The sequence below is a fragment of the Photobacterium halotolerans DSM 18316 genome, assembly GCF_000425165.1.
In the GTDB taxonomy this organism is placed as follows: Bacteria; Pseudomonadota; Gammaproteobacteria; order Enterobacterales; family Vibrionaceae; genus Photobacterium; species Photobacterium halotolerans.
Genome location: NZ_AULG01000023.1, coordinates 20,322 through 44,923, shown reverse-complemented (window position 1 = coordinate 44,923; position 24,602 = coordinate 20,322). Strand labels below are relative to the sequence as shown.

General features: G+C 56.5%; 23 protein-coding genes. 10 read left to right on the top strand and 13 right to left on the bottom strand.

From position 1 onward, the window contains the following. Positions 1-15: 15 nt before the first annotated feature. The gene (uvrD, locus tag H511_RS0106075; RefSeq protein WP_027251496.1) at positions 16-2,187 is read right to left on the bottom strand and encodes a DNA helicase II; all 2,172 of its coding nucleotides are present in this window, start codon (positions 2,185-2,187) and stop codon (positions 16-18) included. Between the two features lie 278 nt (positions 2,188-2,465). Between uvrD and H511_RS0106070 the strand changes: the two genes are divergently transcribed. The 4 genes from H511_RS0106070 to H511_RS0106055 all read left to right on the top strand — a co-directional run bounded on the left by H511_RS0106070 (position 2,466) and on the right by H511_RS0106055 (position 4,855). Beyond that, positions 2,466-2,723 carry a BufA1 family periplasmic bufferin-type metallophore gene (locus H511_RS0106070; RefSeq protein WP_027251495.1) on the top strand — a complete coding sequence of 86 codons (258 nt, stop codon included), beginning with the start codon at positions 2,466-2,468 and terminating at the stop codon, positions 2,721-2,723. Between the two features lie 2 nt (positions 2,724-2,725). Further along, positions 2,726-3,598, top strand: a complete 873-nt coding sequence (gene bufB / locus H511_RS0106065) for an MNIO family bufferin maturase (protein WP_051287940.1) — start codon at positions 2,726-2,728, stop codon at positions 3,596-3,598. Then, on the top strand, positions 3,579-4,331 hold the full coding sequence (locus H511_RS0106060) for an HvfC/BufC N-terminal domain-containing protein (protein WP_027251493.1): 753 nt from the start codon (positions 3,579-3,581) through the stop codon (positions 4,329-4,331). The genes bufB and H511_RS0106060 overlap by 20 nt, the downstream gene beginning before the upstream one ends. A gap of 65 nt (positions 4,332-4,396) precedes the next feature. Further along, the gene (locus H511_RS0106055; RefSeq protein WP_027251492.1) at positions 4,397-4,855 is read left to right on the top strand and encodes a DoxX family protein; all 459 of its coding nucleotides are present in this window, start codon (positions 4,397-4,399) and stop codon (positions 4,853-4,855) included. Positions 4,856-4,857: 2 nt separating this feature from the next. On the opposite strand, the gene yigB is transcribed toward H511_RS0106055, so the two are convergent. From yigB to lptM, 6 genes are all read right to left on the bottom strand, one after another. After that, entirely contained in the window at positions 4,858-5,574 is a 717-nt protein-coding gene (gene yigB, locus H511_RS0106050; RefSeq protein ID WP_027251491.1) for a 5-amino-6-(5-phospho-D-ribitylamino)uracil phosphatase YigB, read from the bottom strand. A gap of 12 nt (positions 5,575-5,586) precedes the next feature. Continuing rightward, positions 5,587-6,495: a tyrosine recombinase XerC gene (xerC, locus tag H511_RS0106045; RefSeq protein ID WP_027251490.1), complete on the bottom strand. Its 909-nt coding sequence runs from the start codon at positions 6,493-6,495 to the stop codon at positions 5,587-5,589. Continuing rightward, the gene (locus H511_RS0106040) at positions 6,492-7,199 is read right to left on the bottom strand and encodes a DUF484 family protein (protein ID WP_027251489.1); all 708 of its coding nucleotides are present in this window, start codon (positions 7,197-7,199) and stop codon (positions 6,492-6,494) included. Before H511_RS0106040 ends, xerC begins: the two co-directional genes overlap by 4 nt. A 68-nt stretch (positions 7,200-7,267) precedes the next feature. Then, a complete protein-coding gene (gene dapF, locus H511_RS0106035) occupies positions 7,268-8,098 on the bottom strand; it encodes a diaminopimelate epimerase (RefSeq protein WP_027251488.1) in 831 nt (276 codons plus the stop codon). Between the two features lie 21 nt (positions 8,099-8,119). After that, positions 8,120-9,370 (bottom strand): diaminopimelate decarboxylase, encoded by a 1,251-nt coding sequence (gene lysA / locus H511_RS0106030; protein ID WP_027251487.1) that lies wholly within the window; start codon positions 9,368-9,370, stop codon positions 8,120-8,122. 28 nt (positions 9,371-9,398) lie between these two features. Then, positions 9,399-9,518 (bottom strand): LPS translocon maturation chaperone LptM, encoded by a 120-nt coding sequence (lptM, locus tag H511_RS22740; RefSeq protein WP_036758963.1) that lies wholly within the window; start codon positions 9,516-9,518, stop codon positions 9,399-9,401. Between the two features lie 76 nt (positions 9,519-9,594). On the opposite strand from lptM, the gene cyaY reads away from it, so the two are divergent. Continuing rightward, positions 9,595-9,906 (top strand): iron donor protein CyaY, encoded by a 312-nt coding sequence (gene cyaY / locus H511_RS0106020; RefSeq protein WP_027251486.1) that lies wholly within the window; start codon positions 9,595-9,597, stop codon positions 9,904-9,906. Positions 9,907-9,977: 71 nt separating this feature from the next. Here the strand turns inward: cyaY and H511_RS22735 are convergent, their stop codons facing one another. Continuing rightward, positions 9,978-12,560, bottom strand: a complete 2,583-nt coding sequence (locus H511_RS22735) for a class I adenylate cyclase (protein WP_051287938.1) — start codon at positions 12,558-12,560, stop codon at positions 9,978-9,980. A gap of 389 nt (positions 12,561-12,949) precedes the next feature. Between H511_RS22735 and hemC the strand changes: the two genes are divergently transcribed. Genes hemC through H511_RS0105995 form a run of 4 tightly spaced genes read left to right on the top strand, consistent with a single transcriptional unit; the run spans position 12,950 to position 16,986 of the window. Beyond that, positions 12,950-13,885: a hydroxymethylbilane synthase gene (gene hemC / locus H511_RS0106010; RefSeq protein ID WP_027251485.1), complete on the top strand. Its 936-nt coding sequence runs from the start codon at positions 12,950-12,952 to the stop codon at positions 13,883-13,885. Continuing rightward, entirely contained in the window at positions 13,882-14,634 is a 753-nt protein-coding gene (locus H511_RS0106005; protein WP_027251484.1) for a uroporphyrinogen-III synthase, read from the top strand. Before hemC ends, H511_RS0106005 begins: the two co-directional genes overlap by 4 nt. Positions 14,635-14,638: 4 nt before the next feature. Next, positions 14,639-15,802, top strand: a complete 1,164-nt coding sequence (locus H511_RS0106000) for a uroporphyrinogen-III C-methyltransferase (RefSeq protein WP_027251483.1) — start codon at positions 14,639-14,641, stop codon at positions 15,800-15,802. Further along, positions 15,799-16,986 carry a heme biosynthesis protein HemY gene (locus H511_RS0105995; RefSeq protein ID WP_027251482.1) on the top strand — a complete coding sequence of 396 codons (1,188 nt, stop codon included), beginning with the start codon at positions 15,799-15,801 and terminating at the stop codon, positions 16,984-16,986. The genes H511_RS0106000 and H511_RS0105995 overlap by 4 nt, the downstream gene beginning before the upstream one ends. 363 nt (positions 16,987-17,349) lie before the next feature. Here H511_RS0105995 and H511_RS22730 read toward each other — a convergent pair whose 3' ends face one another. The 3 genes from H511_RS22730 to H511_RS0105980 form a co-directional block, all read right to left on the bottom strand. Next, complete coding sequence (locus tag H511_RS22730; RefSeq protein WP_051287937.1) at positions 17,350-17,823, bottom strand: hypothetical protein; 474 nt, start codon at positions 17,821-17,823, stop codon at positions 17,350-17,352. A gap of 32 nt (positions 17,824-17,855) precedes the next feature. Next, positions 17,856-18,626, bottom strand: a complete 771-nt coding sequence (locus H511_RS0105985) for a class I SAM-dependent methyltransferase (RefSeq protein WP_027251481.1) — start codon at positions 18,624-18,626, stop codon at positions 17,856-17,858. A 188-nt stretch (positions 18,627-18,814) separates the two neighbouring features. Further along, on the bottom strand, positions 18,815-21,958 hold the full coding sequence (locus H511_RS0105980) for a bifunctional diguanylate cyclase/phosphodiesterase (RefSeq protein WP_027251480.1): 3,144 nt from the start codon (positions 21,956-21,958) through the stop codon (positions 18,815-18,817). A gap of 115 nt (positions 21,959-22,073) precedes the next feature. On the opposite strand from H511_RS0105980, the gene asnC reads away from it, so the two are divergent. Continuing rightward, the gene (gene asnC / locus H511_RS0105975) at positions 22,074-22,535 is read left to right on the top strand and encodes a transcriptional regulator AsnC (protein WP_027251479.1); all 462 of its coding nucleotides are present in this window, start codon (positions 22,074-22,076) and stop codon (positions 22,533-22,535) included. Between the two features lie 46 nt (positions 22,536-22,581). Here the strand turns inward: asnC and hemB are convergent, their stop codons facing one another. Both hemB and tatD read right to left on the bottom strand, forming a co-directional pair. Then, positions 22,582-23,628 carry a porphobilinogen synthase gene (gene hemB / locus H511_RS0105970; RefSeq protein ID WP_027251478.1) on the bottom strand — a complete coding sequence of 349 codons (1,047 nt, stop codon included), beginning with the start codon at positions 23,626-23,628 and terminating at the stop codon, positions 22,582-22,584. Positions 23,629-23,708: 80 nt separating this feature from the next. Beyond that, positions 23,709-24,497 carry a 3'-5' ssDNA/RNA exonuclease TatD gene (gene tatD, locus H511_RS0105965; protein WP_027251477.1) on the bottom strand — a complete coding sequence of 263 codons (789 nt, stop codon included), beginning with the start codon at positions 24,495-24,497 and terminating at the stop codon, positions 23,709-23,711. Positions 24,498-24,602: the final 105 nt, after the last annotated feature.

The following is a 24,602-nucleotide window of genomic DNA, read 5'->3' as shown; positions in this document are numbered from 1 at the left end:
AGCCAAAGGAAATCATCACATTGCTTCGAGCTTGGCGTACTGAGTCACCAGCCACTTGATGCCTTCCCCGTTGAAAGCCACCTGAACCCGGCTCTGGCTGCCGCTACCTTCGAAGTTGATGATGGTGCCTTCGCCGAATTTGGGATGCTGCACCCGCTGGCCCAGATTAAAACCGGTCTGATTAAAGTTATCGTTGACCTGGGTCTGGCTGAAACGGCCGCCCGTTGACGGACGCGACACCTGCGCTTTCATCCGCACTTCTTCGATAAACTCTTCCGGGATTTCCCGGACAAAACGCGACACTTTATGGAAATTGTCTTTGCCGTACAAACGCCGCATTTCGGCATGGGTGATAAACAGCTTTTCCATCGCCCGGGTCATACCGACATAGCACAGGCGGCGCTCTTCTTCGAGACGGCCATGCTCTTCGGAGGTGCGAAAGCTCGGGAACATGCCCTCTTCGACGCCCACCATAAAGACCACAGGAAATTCCAGCCCTTTGGCGCTGTGCAAGGTCATCAGCTGAACGGCATCATCGAATTCATCGGCCTGACCTTCGCCGGCCTCCAGCGCGGCATGCGACAGAAAGGCCGCCAGCGGGCTCATTTCCTGGGCTTCTTCCGGCACTTCAAACTGACGGGTGGCGGTCACCAGCTCTTCCAGGTTTTCAATCCTGGCCTGGGCTTTCTCGCCTTTTTCCTGCTCGTACATGGCCCGCAGACCCGAGGCGCGGATGACTTCGTCAGTCTGCTGATACAGCGGCAGGTCACGGGTGTCGTCTTCCAGCGCATTCACCAGCTCGACAAAGCGGCGCAGGGAATTGGCCGCACGCCCTGCCAGGACTTTTTCGTCCAGCAACTCAACACTGGCCCGCCACATAGTGATGCCGCGATCGCGGGCCGCCATACGTATGGTATCTAAAGTGCGCTCACCCAAGCCCCTGGCCGGGGTATTGACCACCCGCTCAAACGAGGCGTCATCATTGCGGTTTGAGATCAGACGCAGGTACGACAGCGCATCTTTGATTTCCTGGCGCTCGAAGAAACGCATGCCGCCATAAATCCGGTACGGCATACCCGCCTGGATCAGGGCTTCTTCCAGCACCCGCGACTGGGCATTGCTGCGGTACAGCATGGCCGTGTCATTGAGCGCGCCGCCGCTGTCCTGCCAGCTTTTAATCTTACCCACCACAAAACGGGCTTCATCCAGCTCGTTAAAGGCCGAGTAAACGGAAATCTTTTCCCCTTCGCTGCCGTCGGTCCACAGATTTTTGCCCATACGTTCATTGTTATGGGCGATCAGGGCATTGGCGGCCTGAAGTATGTTGCCGGTCGAGCGGTAATTCTGCTCCAGAAAAATACTGGAGGTATTGGTAAACTCGCGCAGGAAGCGCTGGATATTTTCGACCTTGGCACCCCGCCAGCCGTAGATAGACTGGTCATCGTCACCGACTATCATCACATGGCATTCAGGACCGGCCATCAGGCGCAGCCAGGCAAACTGGATGTTGTTGGTATCCTGAAACTCGTCCACCAGTATGTGCTTGAAGCGCGCCTGGTAGTGCTCGCGGATATGCTTATTGTATTTCAGCAGCTCAAAAGCGCGCAGCAGCAATTCGGCAAAATCGACTAAACCTGCGCGATCGCAGGCTTCCTGGTAGGCGGTATAGAGCCGCAGCCAGGTCTGCTCAACCGGGTCGTTAAAGGTTTCGACATGCGCCGGGCGCAGCCCCTCATCTTTCTTGCCGTTGATATACCAGGCCGCCTGCCGGGCCGGCCACTGCTTTTCATCCAGATTCTGGGCTTTGATCAGACGGCGCAGCAGGCGCATCTGATCGTCAGAATCGATGATATTGAAATCTTCCGGCAATTTGGCGTCGAGATAATGGGCGCGCAGCATACGATGGCTCAGGCCGTGAAAGGTGCCGTTCCACATCCCGGCGCAGTTGCCCTGCATCAGCGCATTGATGCGTCCGCGCATCTCAGCCGCGGCCTTGTTGGTGAATGTCACCGACATCAGTGAGAAAGGCGAGGCTTCTTCTACCCGCAGCAACCAGGCGATCCGGTGCACCAGCACCCGTGTTTTACCACTGCCGGCACCGGCCAGTACCAAATGATTCCCCAGCGGTGCCGCCACCGCTTCGCGTTGTTTGTCATTAAGACCATCTAACAAGAGTGAAACGTCCATCGCCTTTCTACTGGTTATTTATACACTGGCGGTGATTATAACAGCTCAGCCAGAGAATGCCTGCCCTGTCGCCGGCTTCTTTCTGCATCCCCCCTAACCGGCCCGCAATCACTTTTCAGCAAAAAATCACACCCGGCTGAAATTTATCCGCCCGCCTGCCTTTCTAGTCTTTATAAGAGGGTCTAGTCTGCAAATGAGCCACTCAGTGGTGGCCAGGTACCGCAGGACGGACGTTCGTTCACTGCTACATCTCACTGTCTACTGAAAGAGGAATGATGATGAACAAGAGCCACTTAGCCTTAGCCACCGCCGTCTCCGGTCTGTTAATTCTGGCCGGTACACTCTCTGCCCCCGTTACCGCCGCGGAAGCCAAAGAAAAATGCTACGGCGTTGCCAAAGCCGGTAAAAATGACTGCGCCACCAAAACCGGCTCCTGTGCCGGTACTGCCAAAACCGATGCTCAGAAAGACGCCTTTATCATGGTGCCCAAAGGTCTGTGCGACCGTCTGGCTGGCGGCAGCACGCAAAGCAGTTAATCATGATACGTGATCATGCCTTTGAACAGGTGGGGGTTGGCCTGCGTGCCCCCCACCTGAGTCAGTTTGCCGCGATGAACCCGCCCGAAGTGGGCTGGCTGGAAATTCACAGCGAAAACTATTTCAACCCCGACAGCCCGGCACGCCGCAGTCTCAATCGCATTGCTGATCATACCCCGATCAGCTGCCACGGCATCGGCCTGTCGCTGGGCTCTGCCGATCCGCTGGATGTCCGTCATCTGGCTCAGTTACAGCGCCTGATCGACGACATTCAGCCCATGGCCGTGTCCGACCATTTAAGCTGGAGTTCGATCAACGGCCAGTATTTCAACGATCTGCTGCCCATTCCCTACACGGAACAAGCACTCAATGTGGTCTGTGCCAAAATCCATCAGGTGCAGGAGACGCTGGGACGCCAGTTATTGCTCGAGAACCCGTCCAGCTACCTGAGCTTCAGCCATGCCACGTATACCGAGTGGGAGTTTCTGGATCTTGTCCAGCAGCGCACCGGCTGCGGCCTGCTGCTGGATCTCAATAATATTTATGTCAGCAGTTTCAATCACGGCTTTGACTGCGCCACCTATCTGGCGGCGCTGAACCCCGACGCCGTCAAGGAAATCCACCTGGCTGGCTTTACGGTCAAACAACTGGATGAAGGGGAAATCTGGATTGATACCCACAGCCGCCCGGTCAGTGACCCCGTCTGGCAGCTGTACCGGGACTGGGTGCAAACCCACGGTGCAGTGCCGACCCTGATCGAATGGGACCTCGACATTCCCCCGCTGGCCGTGCTGCTGGCCGAAGCCGACAAGGCCCGGCAGATCCTGCGTGCCACCCACCCTGGCGGAGGCGAGCATGAAAGACGACGCGCCTGATCTGGCCACTCTGCAGACGAGTTTTGCCCAGGCCCTGCAATACCGGCCAAGCGATGTCGCCGGCCTGATCACCGCCAACCATTTCAGCGCCGAGCAACGGCTGCAAATCTACCGCAACAACTTTGTGCTCAGCCTGAGCGAAGTGCTGGAAGCGACCTATCCGGCAGTCAAAGCCGTGGTGGGTGACGCGTGTTTTTCTGCGCTGGCCCGCCAGCATATTCTGACCGCACCGCTGGAACAGGGCGATGTCAGCCATTACGGCGGTGGTTTCGACCAGACGATTTGTGCTCAGCCATCACTGACTGATGCCGTGCCGTATCTGGCCGATCTGGCGGCCTTAGAATGGCTGGTCGACCGGGCGTCGATGTACGATGCGGCCCTGGCGCCGTTTCCGCTGGAAAAACTGCAGGGACTGACAGAGCAGCGTCTGGCCGAAGCCAAATTGCTCCCTCAGCCTGCCTGCTGGTTACTGGACAGCGACTATGCGGTTGCGTCGCTGTGGCTGGCGATACGCGATGAGCAACTGGACGGCTTGACCATCCAGACGAGGGAATCTGCCATAGTGCTGCCCGGACCGGTTGTGATCGCCACCACTCAGGCGGGAACCGCACTGGTGCAGCTGGCGCGGCAGCATCAGCCACTGGGACAAGCCAGCCAGGAGATGCTGACGGTGCTGGGGGAGCTGATTGCTGCGCAGGTTTTTTCCGATATCCACTATGCTGATGATATGTAATCAAAATATTCAGTTCTTCAGTGGCAACGCCACCTCAGCGCTGCACTGAAGATCAGGAGGCTGACATGCTCTACCTTATCAAAGACACAGATACCCTGTTCAGCCGCCTGCTGGCACCGCTGACCCCCCTGTTGCTGCTATTCACCCGCTTGTGGGTCGCCTGGGTCTTTTTCAACTCGGGCATGATCAAATACCAGAGCTGGGACAGTACCCTGTATCTGTTTGAATATGAATATCAGGTGCCCCTGCTGCCGTGGCGGATAGCCGCCTATCTGGGCACGGCGACCGAACTGATAGTGCCTGTGTTTCTGGTGCTGGGCCTGCTGACCCGGCCGATGGCACTGCTGCTGTTTGTCTTCAACATCATCGCCGTGGTGTCCTATCCGCTGCTGTGGGAGAAGGGCTTTTTTGACCACCAGCTGTGGGGCATGATGCTGCTGGTGAATGTGTTCTGGGGCGCAGGGCTGGTGTCGCTGGACCACCTGTCCGGCCAGGCGCGACGGCCCAGCCGCTTACTGGAATAGGCTCACACCAGTGTCAACAGCTGATCCAGAGTGTGGATTTCAACATCCGGCAGCCAGGTTGCCTTGGACTCCTGGTGCATCTGACGTGACTGATCATTAAACCAGCAGGCCTGAAAACCGCTGCGGCGGGCGCCGCCCACATCGCTGATCAGGTGATCGCCGACATGAAGAATATCCGCCGCCGACAGCCCCAACAGTGCCTGAGCCTGGAGAAATAAATCTGGCTCCGGTTTGGACAGGCCGTCACGCCCTGCCACCAGCACCCGGGAGAAATACTGGCCCAGACCGATTTTATCCGCGTCCACATTGCCGTTGGTGATCGCCAGCAGCGGCACCCGCGTGGCCAGCTCACCGAGCACGGCATGGGTCAGCTCAGGCACATCGACCTGATTTCTGACAGTTAATACTATGTGCAGCCCTTCTTCCGTAGCCTCAGCAGCCCGGGTCTGCGAATAGCCGACTCGGCTCAGGCCGGTACGCAGCATGACCCGGCGCCATTCGGTCACGTCGTGGCGCAGCATAGGATTGTCCTTCGCCAGCTGGTATTTGAGGCGCTGCCAGTCCGCCGGACTCAGGGCATGGGCCGCCGGATGCGCGGCGGCCAGCCAGTCATACATCGCCTGCTCGGCGCGCAGAATCACCGGATGGTTATCGTACAGGGTATCGTCCAGATCAAAGGTGAGTGCTTTGGGAGAACGAAAACTGCGGTAAAACTGCATGGCACCGGCTCCTTATTTGGTTTTCTTGGCACGCGGATGTGCCTGATCGTACACCTTGGCTAAATGCTGAAAATCCAAATGGGTGTAGATTTGTGTGGTACTGAGATTGGCGTGGCCCAGCAGCTCCTGCACTGCGCGAAGATCGCCGCTGGACTCCAGCATGTGGGTGGCAAAGCTGTGGCGCAGCTTGTGCGGATTGATATGGCTGGACACCGCTTGCTTCTGGCCCCATTCCGCCATGCGTTTCTGCACGTTACGGTTGGAGATACGCTGGCCCAGCTTGGACACAAACAAGGCCGGTTCACCGGGAGCGGCCAGCTGTCCGCGCATTTTCAGCCAGATCCCCACCCATTCCCGGGCCAGGCCGGCAAAAGGGACAATACGTTCTTTGTCGCCTTTACCTATCACCCGCAGATCGCCCTTGCTCAGGCTGATGTCTTTCACGTTAAGCCCAACCAGCTCCGACAAGCGCAGGCCCGCGCCATACATGAGCTCCATCATCGCCCGATCCCGCACCGACAAGGGATCATTCTCGTCGACGCTGAGCAGCTGATCCATCTCATCGACATCCAGGTTTTTGGGCAGCGGCCGGGATTTGCGCGGGGCTGACACCCCTTTGGCCGGATTGGCCTTCAGCTCTCCCTGATGGACCAGATAATCCAGAAAACTGCGCAGCGCGGATAAGCGCATCGCCAGGCTGCTGGCCTTGAGGCCGTCGCGCATACCTTTGCTCGCCACCTGACGAACCCAGGCGGCATCTAAGGTGTGCCAGTCGGAGACCCCCAGTTCGAGCAGCTGCTCCGCCACTGTGGTCAGTTGGCGCTTGTAGTTCTGTTGAGTGTGCAGGCTCAGCTCCCGCTCACTGCGCAGGTACTCGTAAAAGCGGTCAAGGGAGCGGGTCAGGCTGGCCGGCAAACTCATTCAATAACCTCACGGCTGTATTCCCAGTGGCGGATCAAGCGTCCCAGCACGTCGGCCAACTGGGTCACAAACAGGGTGTCCATCCCGGGCTGGAAATGGCCGCCATCCCGGCTGGCAAAACACAGTACGCCGTCAGGCCGTTCCGATTCACCCAGCTTGAGCACGATGAATGAGCCCAGCTGAGGGGGTTGAGCGAACAGCATTTCGCTTTCGGCACTGCGCAGGCGGCCAAGATAGACATCCTGCGGGTTGAGCCGGGCGCGCCGAAACCCTTCAAACGCCTGCCGGCTCAGCGACAGCTCGGCGTCCATGCTGTCGAACAGGCGCACACTGACCCGCAAATCCAGTTCCGTTGCCAGGGCGGTCAGCACACTCAGTGCCTGGTAAATATTGTGGGTCTGGAACAATTGCTGCTGGGCGCGAGCGAAGGCAGCAAATAACGTGCTGTTACTGGCTGCGACAGACATCATGCTCTCGATCTGCTTTTCCAGCTCCGCCACTTTATGGCGCAGCCGCTCCATCTGGCGCTCCACCAGCGAAACCGACCCGCGTTCCGCATGAGGCAGCCTGAGCTGTTCCAGCAACTCGGGCTGCTGGATAAAAAAATCAGGATTGGCCGTTAAAAAGGCCGCGATCGCCTGCGGATTAAGCGCTGCCCCCTCATCATCCGCAGGGCGTTGGTTCAGTTGGGTCATCTCAGTCATAACTTGCAGATTTGGTTAGGCTCAATGGGGCCAGACAGCCCCACCGGCAACTTGCCACTTACCACACTTCAGAGCGTGATTTGGCCATCGAACACATGAGCAACAGGCCCGGTCATATACAGCGGCTGACCCTCGCCAGCCCAGCGAATATGCAGGTCGCCACCGGGCAGGCTGACGGTCACATTGCTGTCCAGCAAGCCCTGGCGCTGACCGATGGCGACAGCCGCACAGGCTCCGCTGCCACAGGCCTGGGTTTCGCCCGCGCCGCGTTCGTAGACCCGCAGGCGCACGGCAGCGCGCGACACCACCTGCATGAAGCCGACATTCACCCGCTCAGGAAAACGCTCATGGCTTTCCAGTAACGGGCCGAGCGTCTCGACATCCGCCGTGTCCACATCATCCACCACGGTCACACAGTGCGGGTTGCCCATACTGGCGGCACCGCAGAATACGGTGTTATCTTCCGCGCGCAGTATGTAGGTTTTTTCTTCCTGTTTGGCCTTAAACGGAATTTTTTCCGGTGTGAACTCAGGAACGCCCATGTTGACCGTCACCTGATTGTCGTTCTCCAGCTGCAGCACCATCTTGCCCGATTTGGTACTGACCGCGATCCGGTATTTGTTGGTCAGCCCTTTCATGGAGACAAAGCGGGCAAAACAACGGGCACCGTTGCCGCACTGCGACACTTCGCTGCCATCGGCATTAAAAATGCGATAGTGAAAATCCGTCTCGGGATCATAAGGCGGCTCTACGACCAGAAGCTGATCAAAACCCACCCCGCGATGCCGATCCGCCAGACGCCTGATGGCGTCCGGGGAGAAGAAGATGTTCTGGGTGACACAGTCGACGACCATAAAATCATTGCCCAAACCATGCATCTTAGAAAATTGAAACTGCATCGGCGTTCTCTCGCTTATGGGTTAAGGCAACAGGCGCTCAGACTGCCACAGCTGGCTCAGCGTTTCACGCTCACGCACCACGTGAGCCTGATCGCCATCGACCATGATTTCCGCCACACGCGGACGGGTGTTGTAGTTGGATGACATCACAAACCCGTAGGCACCGGCAGAACGCACGGCGACCAGATCGCCCTGCTCCAGTTTCAGCAGGCGCTCTTTACCTATGTAGTCGCCGGTTTCACAGATCGGGCCGACAAAGTCGTATTCCAGCGGCTCACCGTCACGCGGGACGACCGGCACTATCGCCTGCCAGGCGTGATACAGGGTCGGACGGATCAGATCATTCATGGCGGCATCGACGATGGCGAAGTTTTTGTGCTCGGTATGCTTGAGGTACTCAACACGGGTCACCAGCACACCGGCATTGGCGGCAATCGCACGGCCCGGCTCAAAAATCAGCTCCAGATCCATGTGATTTTCCAGGCGCTCCAGCAACGCTTTCGCGTAATCTGAAGGCAATGGCGGCTGCTCATCGTTGTAGGTCACGCCCAGACCGCCACCGACATCCAGATGGCGGATCACTATGCCTTCTGCTTTCAGGGTATCAATCAGGGCCAGCAGGCGATCTGTGGCATCAATAAAAGGCGTCAGCTCTGTCAGCTGTGAACCGATATGACAGTCCATGCCAATCACATTGAGATGCGGCAGGCTGTGCGCCAGACGGTACACTTCCGGGGCGCGGTCAAAGGCAATGCCGAACTTGTTGTCACGCAGACCGGTGGAAATATAGGGGTGGGTTTTGGCATCCACATCCGGGTTGATGCGCAGCGACACAGAGGCCACTTTGCCCATCTCAGCAGCCACCTGATTCAGGCGCTCCAGTTCAGGCTCTGATTCAACATTAAAACACTTGATGTCCAGTTCGAGCGCCCGGCGCATTTCCGCGGCGGTTTTACCGACACCGGAGAACACGACTTTCCCGGCCTCACCGCCGGCGGCAATCACGCGCTCCAGCTCGCCGACAGAGACAATATCAAACCCTGAACCCAGCCGGGCCAGCACATTCAGTACCCCGAGGTTGGAGTTGGCTTTCACCGCGTAACAGATCAGATGCGGGTGATCAGCCACCGCACTGTCAAACGCGCGCCAGTGGCGTTCCAGAGTCGCGCGGGAGTATACATAAAGCGGCGTGCCAAAACGTTCAGCCAGGTCAGTTACTGCGATATCTTCAGCGTATAGCTGGCCGTCTTGCTGATAATTAAAATAATCCAATGTGGTCTCTTCCCTGTTATGGCCGCGGTTATTCGGTTTGCTCTGCCTGTTCGGTGTCATCGGCTGGCATATACAGCGGACCACTCTGGCCGCAGCCTGCCAATGTCAGTACTGTCAGAATAAATGTTGCTATTAAACCTGTACGCATTTTTAAAGCCAGTGATAATGATTGCAATGCCCTCTATAATCGCACCCACACTAGGAAAAGCAATAGGACTTACAGGATGAACGATACTGAATTTCATAAACTGGCTGATCAGGTACTTATGCATATCGAGGAAGGCATCGATCAGTCCGGCGCTGATATCGAATATGAGACCACGGGCAATGTGCTGACACTGGAGTTTGAAAACCGCAGCCAGATCGTCATCAACCGCCAGGAGCCGCTGCATGAAATCTGGGTTGCGTCCAAATCAGGCGGCTATCACTTCAAATATAACGACGGGATCTGGCTCTGCACCCGCAGTGGCGAAGAGCTGATTTCACTGATCAAGCGCGAGTGCTCGGTTCACGCGCAAGAAAAAGTCGACTGGTAAAAACGATGCCGGCGCCGCAGAGACATTCCTCTGCGGCGCCGGATAACCAGAGCCCGATAAGGCACACAGCCTTAAGACAAACTCATCTGGCCGCCTTTACCGGCTTCATCCATAGCGGCCTGGTTATCCGCTGCCAGCCGGCGCTCAGCCTGATAGCCGCTCTTGTAAGGTAACACCTGGCACTCACCCTCCGGGCCATAAACGATATGGTAGAACTGAGGCAGGTTAAAATTGATGAAATTCGAGCTGTAACTGAACCTGTCCTGCGCCGAGGTATAAAACCGGTTCACACCATGGACCATTTCATCCATGTTGCCGCTGCACTGGCGGTAGACCTCAATCCGGTTGGTTTCATCCAGGATATAAATATTGAAGCCGTGGTTTTCACAGTCTTCAAAGAAGAACTGGATCAGGCCTTCACTGGCATACGCATCGACAATGGACGGCGGATGCGGCTCATCGGTTTTTCCCATCACCACACTGGCACTGCCCAGCAGTTTATTACTGGAAATACAGCGGTAGAAATCGACCGAATTTTCCAGCTTCTGCACCGAAACCCCGCGACGCTCAAAGAACAAACCATGAGTCTGGCTGCCAATGCGGATCGCTTTAAAACGGCGCTGCTTCTCCTGCTGCTCCACCGGCATCAGGCGCATCTCAATGCATTCGGCCACCAGCTGGTAGACCAGGTTACGGATCATCCCGCGCATGTGCTTGCTGTAGCAAAACACATCGACCGATTCGGGCGAAATGGCATCCTGGTGCATCTTACTCAAAATGGTTTTCAGCGCATCCATCATGGCGTTTTCACCCTTGAAGTTCAGGGTACGCACTTCATTCCATGAGTTGCGGTAAACCAGATCGACGCTGCCGACCAGACAGGTCTGCTCAGGGCCAAAGCTGAAGATATCGGTATTTTTGAAATCAAACTTCACCGCCCGGCTTTTCATTTCTTCCGTCGGGTCCTGCTCCAGATTGATGAAAATCCCTAACTGACGGATTTCACACGGGCTGGACAGGGCTTTCAGGCCGGGCTTGGGACGGCGGATCGAAAAGGTATTGCGGATATCGCTCACCATCTGGTACAGCTTGTCGATATCCATGGCCGAATCGCGCACCACAGTGTGCAGGTTGGTCGTTTCGGTCAGCAGGCCGTTGAAATACGCCCAGGCCACCAGTTTACTCAGGTAGCGGTTATGCTCTAGCGACGGCTGGCCCAGAATGGCGTACGGATCCAGCGGCTGCTTGTACAGGTACCAGCCCGCGGTGTTGGTCCGCCCGGCAGGCACCTGAATAAAGGTCAGATCCCCTTCGTGCAGGTCAGGTGACACCTGCGGATTGAGCAGAGTCACTTTGCCGGGCAGTACCTCAAAGGCCGCATACAGCTTACGGGCCAGAATGCTGATATCTTCCGGGCTGATCGACGAGGTAATGTCGTTGCGGCGCGCGAACAGGATCAGGTTACGATAACTGAGCATCAGGGCATCAAGCAGTTCGTTGTGAGCGCGCTTGACCTGCTCCACCTTCCAGTTACGGCGGTTATCCAGCTCTTCAATGACCTCACGGGACCATTGCCACTCAGTGGTCAGCTCCGCCAGCACCTCACGGCGCCAGGCGACTGAGCCAATACCGGGCTCGCGGGTCAGTTTTTCGTGGGTCTTGAGATAGAAACAGCGACGCACCAGATCCAGACGACGGTGATCGTTAATCCGCTCCAGATAACGGGTCACTTTTTCCAGCATCAGGTAGTAGGCATCCATCGCGTAGTGCGACGACTGCTCGGAGAAAAAGCGCCGCTTACCGTCCACGCTCAAAAGCTGGGTATGGGGATACTCGCAGGAGTAAGCTTCCAGCAAAATAGCTTTCAGCACCGATTTATAGGGAGAGTCGATACTTTTGTACAGATGCCACAGGCTGGAGCCGAAATATTCTTCGGCCGGAATGCGGCACAGGCCGCCAAAGTCAATCCACTCATCGCGGTTGATATAACCATTGGCCGCCAGATAAGCGACATAATCGTCATAACACTCTTCCATTTCCGGCGGTACCAGATACCACAGGAAGCGCTGCCCCGCCAAATGCACGGCCGAGCGGTAAAACTCGTCCAGCAGCAGCAAATGCTGACTGGAACCACAGTTATCGCCACTCAGGGCTTCCGAGCGGTTATGGCGGAAACGGTTATCGTCGATCAGGAAAAAGTTGGCTTCCACGCCCTGTGTCTGCGCCCAGCCGGACACGGCTTTACACTTGGTCAGCAGCGCTTCACGCTCATCTGACGGCATACGGGTGCGGATACAGACCCAGATATCCAGATCACTGGTCAGGCTCTGGCCCAGCGACGAGGTGCTGCCCATCGCGTACAAACCCAGGATGTCGCCATCCGGAGAGTCATGAAAAAAAGAAGCGGGAAGATCGAAAGCAAAATGCTCACGGATCAGCGTCGACTGACGTGAAGTAGGAATGAATGACGCAATACCTTGCGGTACTTCGGCATCCTGGTAGCCAGGCAATGCGGGATGGTTAACATGCAACAGCACAGGCAGCACACTGAACACCTGCTCAGATTGTGCGTTCATGGCAAGACGCGCACGTTCAACCCGACGGTGGTTATGCTTATCCAACCTGCCTATTAAGGTATTAATATAATTTTGCAAATTACTCTTCCAAGAGCTACCAGCATCCAGAGCGGCCCGAATCTTGTCATCGTTAGGGGACTCTGTGAGCCATTCGTGAGCAAAAACGTGATCAATCTAACACTTTTCAGGCATTCCGTAAAGTCTGTACGGTCTATCGAGCGGAAACCTGCTCCGTGATGCTCAATTCCATTCTGTATCACCACAAAATAGTACAATGACTCGAAATCGCCAGCACCTTGGACTTTGGAAGCTAGATCACATTCAGTAATGTGACATATCTCCCATAAGCGATATCACAGAACCGGACAAATGCGCTTCACCGCACCAGCAACAACATCTACATTACCTTACCCGTATCGGAGTGGTACGATTAGTATATTTAGAGCAATTAGATGGACCCCCAAGCTATGACTGAGATGCCAATCCGGATCGCAACCCGAAAAAGCCCGCTCGCCCTGTGGCAGGCGGAATATGTTAAGGCCGCACTGGAGCAGGCCCACCCAGGCATTATTGTCGAACTGGTCCCTATGGTCACCAAAGGCGACATCATCCTTGATACCCCGCTGGCCAAAGTGGGCGGTAAAGGTTTGTTTGTCAAAGAGCTGGAGCAGGCGATGCTGGAAGGCCGTGCCGATATCGCGGTCCACTCGATGAAGGATGTGCCGGTCGAATTCCCCGACGGTCTGGGACTGGTCACCATCTGCGAGCGTGAAGACCCGCGCGATGCGTTCGTGTCCAACCACTACGCCGATCTGGATGCGCTGCCGCAAGGCGCCATAGTCGGCACCTCCAGCCTGCGTCGCCAGTGCCAGCTGCTGGCCAGCCGCCCGGATCTGCAGATTAAAACCCTGCGCGGCAACGTGGCGACCCGCCTGCGGAAATTGGATGAAGGCGAATACGACGCCATCGTGCTGGCCTGTGCCGGCCTGAAGCGCCTGAAAATGGACGACCGCATCCGCTGTGCCCTCGCCCCTGAAGTCAGCCTGCCGGCTGTCGGCCAGGGCGCCGTCGGCATTGAATGCCGTCTGGACGATACCCGCGTCCGGGGCTTGCTGGAGACCTTAAGCGACCCTACCACCACCACCCGCGTGTTGTGTGAACGGGCGATGAACAACCGGCTGGAAGGCGGCTGTCAGGTGCCTATCGGCAGCTATGCTGAGCTGGAAGGCGATCAAATCTGGCTGCGCGCGCTGGTGGGTGAGCCGGATGGCAGCCAGATTGTCGCCGGTGAAATTCGCGGCCCGATTGCGCAGGCGGAAAGCCTGGGCACTCAGCTGGCCGAAGAGCTGCTCGATCGCGGAGCACGCGAGATACTGACCCGACTGTACGACGAGGCAGAATGACAGTCCTGATCACCCGACCCGCCCCGCACGGCGAGGCACTGGCACAAGCATTGGCCGCCAAGGGCATCAAGGCGCTGGTTCAGCCACTGCTGACCATCGCCCCCGGTGCCGGCCTGCCGACTTTGGGTGATCAGCTCGCCAGACTGAAAAAAGGCGATTGTCTTATTGCTGTCAGCCCCCACGCGGTAAAAATGGCACATACTTACCTGACAGAAAAAGAGATTTGCTGGCCCGCTCACCTTCATTATATCGCCGTCGGCCAGCAAACCGCCGCCACACTGGCAGACGCCTGCGGTCAGCATGTCGAGGCACCGCAGCAGGAAGACAGCGAGGGGCTGCTGGCCCTGCCAGCACTGATGACACCGGCAGGGCGCAACGTACTGATATTACGTGGCAACGGCGGCCGCGAACTGATTTTCGAGACACTGGCCGAACGTCAGGCCCATGTCTCTTACTGTGAAACTTATGCCCGACACTGGCTGGCCCTCAATGGCGCTGTTTTGAGCCGGCAGTGGCAACAACAAAATGTGGACTCACTGGTGGTCACCAGTGGTCAGCAACTGGAATACCTGTACCGACTGATGCCGGCGCAGGCAAAGCCATGGCTGATGACATGCCACTTGCTGGTACCCAGCGAGCGAATTGCCCGTCAAGCCAGGGACATTGGCTTTTGCCATATAACCACTGTGGGCAGTGCCAGCAATGCCACACTGCTTGCTACACTAAGTACAACAGGCACAACGGGATAAACGGATGACTGAGAAGAAAACCAATAACGATACCCCTAAGTCAGACAAGCAGTCTGATGCCTCTTCCAAGGCCAAGGAAACGCCACACACTGCCGGCACGCCACCCAAGTCGTCTGCCGCCAGCCAGCCTGCTGCCCCCGCCGAATCTGGCAAAGGCAGCAAAACCGGCTGGGTCGCCATTGCTCTGGTTATCCTGTTGGGTGCCGGCCTGTATTATCACGGCCACCAGCAAAACCGCGACCAGCAGGCACAGGTCACTGCGCTGCAAGCGCAGCTCGAGACCCTGAAAAGCGAGCTGACGACAAGCACCCAAGATGTCAGAAGTGCGGTCGAGCAGCGCATACTCAGCGCCACAGGCAAGCTGGAGCAGCAGAGCAATGACATTGAAGGCCTGCAGCTGGCGATGTCGGAAGTCAAAGGCCGTCGTCCGAATGACTGGTTACTGGCCGAAGCCGATTACCTGACACGTATGGCGGGCCGCAAGCTCTGGCTGGAGCACGATGTAGCCAGTGCCACTGTATTACTGGAAACCGCCGATAACCGGATCGCCCAGCTCAATGATCCGAGCCTGACGACGCTGCGCAGTGCCATCAACGATGATATTACTGCCCTCAAAGCCGTGGCCCGTGTTGACCGTGACGGTATCGTATTACGCCTGACCAGCCTGCAGCAGATGGTCGCCAGTCTGCCGCTCGCCAACGCAATTGTGCCGGAGTCACTGGAACAGCCGCAGAATGAAACGGTCAGCGAGTCGGTGTCCGACTGGCAGTCCAACCTGATGACCTCACTGAAACAGTTCAGCGAACACTTTGTGACTTACCGTAAGCGCGACGGCAATGTGATTCCGCTCTTGTCCCCGGAGCAGGATTTCTACCTGCAGGAAAACATTAAATCCAAGCTGGAAACCGCCATTAAAGCGGTGTATCGCGAACAGGGTGAGCTGTACACCCAGTCCCTGACTATGGCCAAAGACTGGGCCAGCCAGTTCTACAACACTGACGATGTGAAAACGCAGAGCTTCATTAAAGGTCTCAGTGAGATGGCCGGCCAGAACATTGAAGCCAGCTACCCTGAGCAGCTGAAATCGCCTTCGCTGTTAACGGAGCTGGTAAACCAGCGCCTGCGGCAACAGATCGCTCCCATCCAGACTGAGGAGGATCCGGCATGATTAAACTTCTCCTGCTGGTCGCCGCCCTGATCGCCGGCATCGTTGTCGGCCCGATGCTGGCCGGCAATCAGGGCTATGTGCTGATCTCCGCCGCCAACCAGACACTGGAAATGAGCCTGACCACGCTGCTCTTACTGGTGATTGTGCTTTTCGGGGCGTTTTTTCTGCTCGAGCACCTGTTGAAGTGGCTGCTGTCACTGAGCAGTGTCACCCGCGGCTGGTTCTCCGGCCGCAAAACCCGCAAAGCACGTGAGCTGACTTCCAGCGGCCTGGTTAAGGTACTGGAAGGTGACTGGAAACAGGCGGAAAAGCTGGTCGTCAAATCGGCCAATCACAGCGACACCCCGATACTGAACTATCTTGCTGCAGCGGAAGCCGCACAGGGACAGGGGCAACTGCATCAGCGTGACGAATACCTGCGTCTGGCAGCCGAACAGGACAGTGACAGCCTGGCAGTGGCACTGACCCGCGCCAGACTGCAGTGCCAGCAGCATCAATATGAAGAAGCTGTCGCCACGCTGCAGGAGATGAAAAGCAGCCATCCGCGCAATCCGCTGTTACTGGAACTGCTGAAGCAATGCTATATGCAGCTGGAAGACTGGCCAGCCCTGCTGGGCCTCATTACCCCGCTGAGAAAGTACGGCAGCCTGAGCAGCGAGCAGCTGGATAAATTAGAGGTGCAGGCCGAGTGCGGCTTGATGACCCAGATCAGCCTGCACAGCGGCAGCGATGGTCTGATGGGGCACTGGAACAGCCTGAGCCGGAAAGCCAAACAGAACCCTGAACTGGTTGCCTGCTTCGTCCGTGAGATGTGCGCCCGCAATGCCGACAGCGAAGGCTACACCATACTGCGCGAAGCGCTGCGCAAAAAAATTGATTCCCGTCTGATCAGCCTGATGCCGACGCTGAAACTGACCGATTATCACCCCGCCATTGTGACATTGCAGGATTTGCTGAAATACGACAGTAGTAATGCTGCCACCCACAGTGCGCTGGGACAATTGTATCTGCGTGACGGTAAACCCAAAGAAGCCCGCACGCACCTTGAGCGGGCAATTGAACTGCACCCGACTGTCGCCGATTACGGCTATCTGGTCGAGGTGCTGGAAACCCTGAACGATAAAGCCGCTGCCGCCCGCTTATCGAAAGAAGGATTAACCCTGGCCCTGCCGGCTAAAATCTGACCTGACAGACATACCTGTTACTAAACGTAAAAAAGCGCCGGAACAGGCGCTTTTTTGTTCTATTTAACATTGTATTAACGAGATTTAATCCGCTTTTGTATCCATCTGTTAATAGCCATTTCATCATATATATTTGCTATTGATGGAAGTATCTAAAAACTATTCAATGTGGCCTCTTTTAGCGCTATAGATGGAAGTAAGGCTATGCTCCCTTGGTTAATTGTTTCTGGCATTATTGTTGCGGTAATCACTTGCCTGATGACAGCTGTGCTGATTAAAGAATCCTGATTGATTCAGTTCCCCCTGAAACCAAGAAGCCTCCGTTAACGGAGGCTTCTTTTATCTGTCGGCGACTGGCCATGATCAGGCACTGGCTTTATAGATCAGCTTGTCGAACTTGCGCTGTATCTGCTCGGATTTTTTCCGGTACTTTTCCGCCTTCTTCAGGTATTTGTCGGTTTTCTTGAGCCGCTTACGTTTCTTTTTCGCCAGCTTGCGCAGTTTCTTGTCCAGTTTCCTGACCGACACGCTCAGCAACCCCGCCGGCAGCCCCACCATGGCACCGCTTTCCAATCGCTCACCCACTGGCGGCAATACCGGATCCTGACCCGCGACAGACTGCGGAGCCATCACAGATGCCACAGTGACCGATGGGATCGTCGCTGGCGCCCGCTGGCCCTGCACGGGCAAGCGGCCCGGTTTGCAGAGAGACGATTTGCCGTTGGCAACCCTGGCACAGCTGCGACAAAAATACTGGGGCGCGCTCACCAGCTCAGCAATAGAGGCAATCTTTTCGCTGATCTCTGAACGACGGTACTTACACAATGACCTGGTCATTTCGGCTTTCTCCAACCTGCAACAGCCAGCGGCTACTTCATGGCCGCTTTGACATACACATCAAAGCGGTTCTTCTTGGTAGTGATCACGGTTGACGGCGACTGACCGTCCAGCCAGGGGGCATAATCAGGGCGCTTGACCACCACACGTTTGTTCGCCAGCGTCAGCGCCGGCGTCAACAGCTGATCGGCATCCATATCGGCACCAACCAGACTCTGGAACACCCGCATTTCCTTTTTCACCAAAGCCGATTTCTTTTTATGGGGAAACATAGGATCCAGATACACCACATCCGGCAGTATATAACCAGGTTCGGCCGCCAGATCCGCCAGTGCGTGCTGACTGGTGGCATGCAGCAGGCTCATCCGCTCACGCACCCAGCCGCCGATTTCCGCATCGGCACAAGCGCGGCGCAAACCGTCTTCCAGCAATGCCGCCACCACAGGGTGGCGCTCCACCATCTGAACCCGGCATCCCAGAGATGCCAGCACAAACGCATCACGGCCCAGCCCTGCCGTGGCATCCAGTACAGTCGGCGTGACTCCGCTTTTTAAGCCCACAGCTTTGGCGATAGCCTGACCACGGCCGCCGCCAAACTTGCGTCGGTGCGCGGCGGCGCCCCCGGCCAGATCGACAAAAACCGCCCCTAGCCTGGGTTCATCCTGCTTGAGCAACTCCAGGCGCTCTGCCGTCAGAGACAGCGCAAACTGCGCCTGATCATGATGCTCCAGCCCCCAACGGGCAGCCAGTTCAGCCAGCTCGGCATGGCGTTCAGGTTGATCACAAAGTAAAGCGATTTGCACGGGTGTCTCCGCAAAACAATGTCCGCCCGGCACGGGGCCGGCAGACAGGAATCCATATATTGTGGTGGATTATACCCAATCGGGATCGGTTATTGGTCTACTTTTTGATGAGGAAGACAAGCGGCAGCCAGGCGGCAGGTAAAGTGGCCGCTTCCCCCGGACATGCTAGCCGGCTTATCAGGGCGGATTTACAGGATCGCCTCTGTGGCTGGGGACAGGTTTAAACTCTCGACCAGCCGGGCCAAAGGCATAGGTTTACCAAATTGATAACCCTGCGCATAATCCACGCCCAGTTGCTCCAGACGCCGTAAAATGGCTTCGTTTTCGACAAACTCAGCGACTGTCTGCTTACCCATTTTCTTGGCCAGATCGTTAATGGCTTTCACCATGGCAAAATCGACCTCATCATCGGCAATGTCACGCACGAACATACCGTCAATTTTAATCAGATCAACGGGCAGGCGTTTCAGGTAACCAAACGATGACAGACCGGCGCCAAAATCATCCAGCGAAATCAGGCACCCCAGCCCTTTCAGCCGGGTGAATAACTCAATGGCTTCACTCATATTGCCGATCGCCGCGGTTTCGGTAATTTCCAGACACAGCTTGCTGGCCGGCACACTGGATTGACCAATACGCGTCAGCAGAAAATCGACAAAATCAGGATTGCCCATCGACTGTCCGGACAGGTTAACAGAACACAGCTTGAGCGGCGCAACGGCTTCCGGGTGTGCTTCCAGCCACAGGAGAACCGCGTTGACCACGTACCGGTCGATCAGGTGCGCCAGGTTGTAGCGTTCAGCCGCTGGCATGAACAGCCCGGGCGGTATCATTGCCCCGTCGCTGCTGCGCATCCGGATCAGAATTTCATAGTGATGGCCGGTGGATGCGGTTGCCAGCGGTGCAATCGCCTGGGCATAGAGCTCAAACCGCTGTTCATCAAGCGCACGCCGGATATGGTTGACATACGCCATTTCCCGCTCGCGCCGTTGCAGTTCCTCATCATCCGGACGGTACAAATGCAGGCGGTTGCGGCCTTCATCTTTGGCGGCATAGCACGCCGTATCGGCCTGGGCATGTACCTGCTGAGGGGAGCCGGCAGTATTGTCAATCAACCGGATGCCGATCGAGGCACTCAGGCTGAAACGGGTGTTCTGCCAGTAGAACTCGCTTTCTTCCAGCAGATGCAGAATTTCTGCGCCCAGACGCAGCGCCCCTTCCACTTCACAGTGGCTGAGAATGATGGCAAATTCATCGCCGCCCAGCCGTGCCAGTGTCGCCTTATGCGGCATGATCCCCCGCAGCAGCCAGGCCACTTGCTTGAGCGCTTCATCGCCGGCTTCATGACCTGCCGTGTCATTGATGACTTTAAACTGGTCGAGATCCAGATAGAGCATGGCATGGCGGGCACCTTTGTCTCTGGCTTCGGATAGCGACACCTCGAGCTGGCGCTCGAAATAGCTGCGGTTGAACAAACTGGTCAGGTAGTCATGATTGGCCTGGTATTCCAGTTTGGCTTCCAGCTCGCGGGTGCTGGTAATGTCCTCGCCAACCAGCAGCAGCTGATGCTGAGACAGGGAAGAGCGTATGGTTTCCCGAATCCAGACCGCTTTGCCGCTGGCGCTGGTATAGCGCAACTGGCGTCGCCAGACGTTCTGGTCATCTTTGCCCTGGTGAGCCGAGATAAAATGCTGGGGAATGTCTTCATCGTCCAGGTAAAAGTCGGTCACTTTATGGCCCAGCATCTCCCGCTTGCTGTAGCCCAGTAACTCGGTGGCAAACTGATTCACAGACTGAATACGGCCATGCTGGTTGATCGCCAGCAAGATCACCGGCTGCTGTTCGTAGAGCAGGCGGTAGCTGATTTCCCGCTCCCGCAGTTTTTCTTCCATATGATGGCGGGAAGTCACATCCCGGGCTTCAAGCAGCAACTGCCCCTCGACACCGTCTGTGTGGGGCAGGGGTTTGATAGAAATATCCAGGATCCGCGTGCCGTCTTCACTGCTGTTGATGCCGGTTTCAAATCTCACCAGCTGACTGCAGGTCGCCGACAGGAAGGACTGCTTTAACTGCTCGGTGCTGGTGCGCTCCCAGCAGCCCCAGTCCCAGAAGGGACGGTCATACTTGATCACTGAGCGGCCGAGCAAATCCTGCAGCGCCAGGTTGGCCGATTGCAACTGACCGTTCGGGTGTAAGATGGCAATGAACTGGAAACTCTGATCAAACACCCCTTCGAACATTGTCCGGCTCTGGGTCAGCTTTCTCTCACTGCGGCGCAGGCGCCGGATAATCACAATCAGCAGCAGGATCACCGAGAGCATCACCGCCAGCACCAGGCTGAACAGCCTGACCTGGCCGGCGTACTTGTCAAACCAGCTCAGCGGCTGGTTCACCAAGAGCGCCTGCTCCCTGTCTACCGTGACTTTCCAGCGATGCAACGCCGGATAATTAAACATCACCTGGCGGGGGCTGTTGAGAAACACAGGATAGTCGGTATCCGCAGCGTTCAACACCCGCTTTAACAGCTGCCCCAGCATCATGCCCTGATCATAACCCCGGCTGACCACCCCACCCAGCGCGCCGCCTTCCAGCAAAAAGCGGTACGACACATACACAGGCGCACTGGCCTTGCGGGTCAGGGTCTGCATCAGCTCACGGCTCGGCATATACACGCCGTTACCATCGACAAAATAGCTGAGGAAAACAATCGCCGAGTGAGGTGGCAGCTGGCTGACCGCTTCAAACAAGTCGGCAAACGACTGCGGGCTGAGATAGGTGTAATCCAGCTCGGGATGCTGGCTGAGATAGCGCTGGGCATCCTGCCAGAGTTCACGGCCGGTTGCGGTGTGATCGGTAATAAAGTAATACTGCCGGACATCGGGCTGAATGGTCTGGATTAAGTTAATATTGGCCGAAATATCATTGGCTTCCAGTACGCCGCCCACTCGGGTCAGATTGGCATGCTTGGCAGGCTTGTAGGTATTAATGCCCGACATCAGCACAGGGGTCGGGCCGATTTCATCTGACAGCTGATTGACCAGCCATAAAGCGTTATCGTCGGTCACCAGGACGGCATCAAACTGCTCACTGCTGAGCTTGGCGCGGTATAAATCCACCAGCTGATCCAGATACCAGGGCGACTGGTAGCGCTTGCTGTCCATATAATCGACCTGCAGACGCACCGATTCAGAACGCACAGCGGCTTCCAGCCCGGCCTGCTGGGCATCCGTCCATTGCATACCTTGATGATAGGAATGAATCACCAGCACGTTAGCTTCAGCCAGCGCCAACCTGGGTATGATAAGTACCAGTAGCAAGAGAACTAAGCGCATGAAGAGACAGTGATATCCTTTATTTATGCCGTGATTGTGATCCAATCCTAATCCGTGCGTCATGAGTCAAGCCAGTATATGATGCAGTAGTTGCGAACTACCACGGAAAGATGCCATGACCCCGCTACCTCGTCTTGATGATTTAGACCGAGATATTCTGAATGCCCTGATGCATGACGCCCGGATCCCGTATGCCGAAATGGCCAAGCGCTTCAATGTCAGCCCGGCCACCGTCCATGTCCGTGTCGAAAAAATGCGCGCCGCAAACATCATTACTGGAACTGAAGTGATTATCAACCCTAAGCTGCTGGGATATGACGTCTGTTGCTTTATTGGTATCAATCTGAATGCGGCCAGAGATTATCATTCCGCTCTGGCAAAACTCAATGAACTCGACGAAGTGGTGGAAGCCTACTACACCACAGGGGCCTACAACATCTTCGTCAAGCTGATGTGCCGCTCGATTGAAGAGCTGCAGTATGTGCTCATCGACAAGCTCCAGGCCATTGATGAAGTGCAATCGACAGAAACCCTGATCTCACTGCAAAACCCGATCAATCGCAACGTTAAGCCCTGATCATCAGGCAAGAAAAAAGCGAGCCGGGCTCGCTTTTCTGAGGCGTTTATTTCCTGTCGGCCACACTGGCCTGACGTTCTGCCGCTTCCGCCGTCAGCCATTCGGCCACCGACTTGGCAAAGTAAGTCAGAATACCGTCGGCACCGGCACGCTTGAAGCACAGCAGAGATTCCATCACGGTGTCTTTTTCTTTCAGCCAGCCATTCTGGATCGCCGCCATGTGCATGGCATATTCACCCGAGACCTGATAGGCAAACGTCGGCACCTGCAGTTCTGTCTTGACCCGGCGCACCACATCCAGGTACGGCATACCCGGTTTCACCATCACCATATCCGCCCCTTCCTGCACATCCATTGCCACTTCGTGCAGGGCTTCGTCTGTGTTGGCCGGATCCATCTGGTAGGTTTTCTTATCGCCGCCTTTGAGGTTGCTCGCCGAGCCGACCGCGTCACGGAACGGGCCGTAATAGTTAGACGCATACTTGGCCGAATACGCCATGATCTGGGTATGGATGTAGCCCGCTTCTTCTAACGCTTCACGGATAGCCCCGATACGGCCGTCCATCATGTCAGACGGAGCAACGATATCGGCACCGGCTTCCGCATGCGACAAGGCCTGCTTGACCAGAACTTCCGTCGTTTCATCGTTGATCACATAGCCGTTGTCATCAATGATGCCGTCCTGACCGTGGGTGGTGAAGGGGTCCAGCGCCACATCCGTGATCACTCCCATCTGAGGCACATGCTCTTTCAGCAGACGCACGGCGCGCTGTACCAGGCCTTCAGGGTTATAGGCCTCGGCGGCGCACACACTCTTGAAGTCCTGCGACACCACAGGGAACAAGGCAATGGCCGGTACACCCAGCTTGGACAGGTACTCAGCTTCCAGCAGCATCAGATCAATTGACAGACGCTCCACACCCGGCATGGATTCCACCGGCTCGCGGCGGTTTTTACCCAGCAGGATAAACATGGGATAGATCAGGTCGTTCACTGAAATCTGATTTTCTGCCGTCAGTCGGCGGCTGAAATCTTGCTTGCGCACACGGCGCATACGACGGGCCGGAAATGCCCCCTGAATAGATACAGACACTGCTCACTCCTTGTTGGTTATGCGGCAACGGGTACCGCAGTCAATCACAGTTGCGTTTCATATTATCATCGAACAAAGATTTACGCTGGCTCGATCTGAAAAAATGCCCGGCTGGTCGCTGATACCGCCGCCATCAGATCGTCGGCCGACTGTTGCCGGCACGCTGCCACCGCCTGTGCGATATGGGGCAAATATGCCGGTTCATTGCGGCTGGACTTGGGTTTGGGCCGCAGATCGCGCGGCAGCAGATAAGGGCAGTCCGTTTCTATCATCAGCCGGTTGTCCGGAATATGCCGCACGATATTGCGCAGCCCGGTGCCCCGGCGCTCGTCGCAGATCCAGCCGGTGATGCCAATGTGCAGATCCAGCGCCAGGCAGTCTTTCAGCTCCTGCTCGCTGCCGGTAAAGCAATGCAGCACCGCCGCCGGCAGTTTATCGCGCCAGGGTTTTAGTATCGCCAGAAAGCGATCATGGGCATCCCGGCAGTGCATGAACACCGGCTTTTGCAGCTCCGCTGCCAGTGCCAGCTGCGCCTCAAACACCGCTTCCTGCTGCGGACGGGGTGAAAAATCACGGTTGAAATCCAGCCCGCATTCGCCCACCGCGACCACAGCCGGATCGGCCGCCAGTTCGCGAATCACGGGGAGAGAGAAGTCCGACACCGATTTGGCATCGTGCGGGTGCACCCCAGCGGTACTGAAGCAGTAGCCCGGCCACTGATGCGCCATCGCCAGCGCCTGCAGGCTTTCATTCTCACTGGTGCCGGTCAGGATCAGGGCTTTGACACCGGCCTGCTGCGAGCGGGCGATGACAGCTTCCCTGTCTTTATCAAAACGGCTGTTGGTCAGGTTGACGCCAATATCTATCATCACTGTGCTATCCGCAGAAAAAGAACCCATTCTACACACCGGGCGGTGGCAAAGAAAAACCGCGGAAACAAAAACAGCCGCACCGGGCGGCTGTTTTTCGGCAAT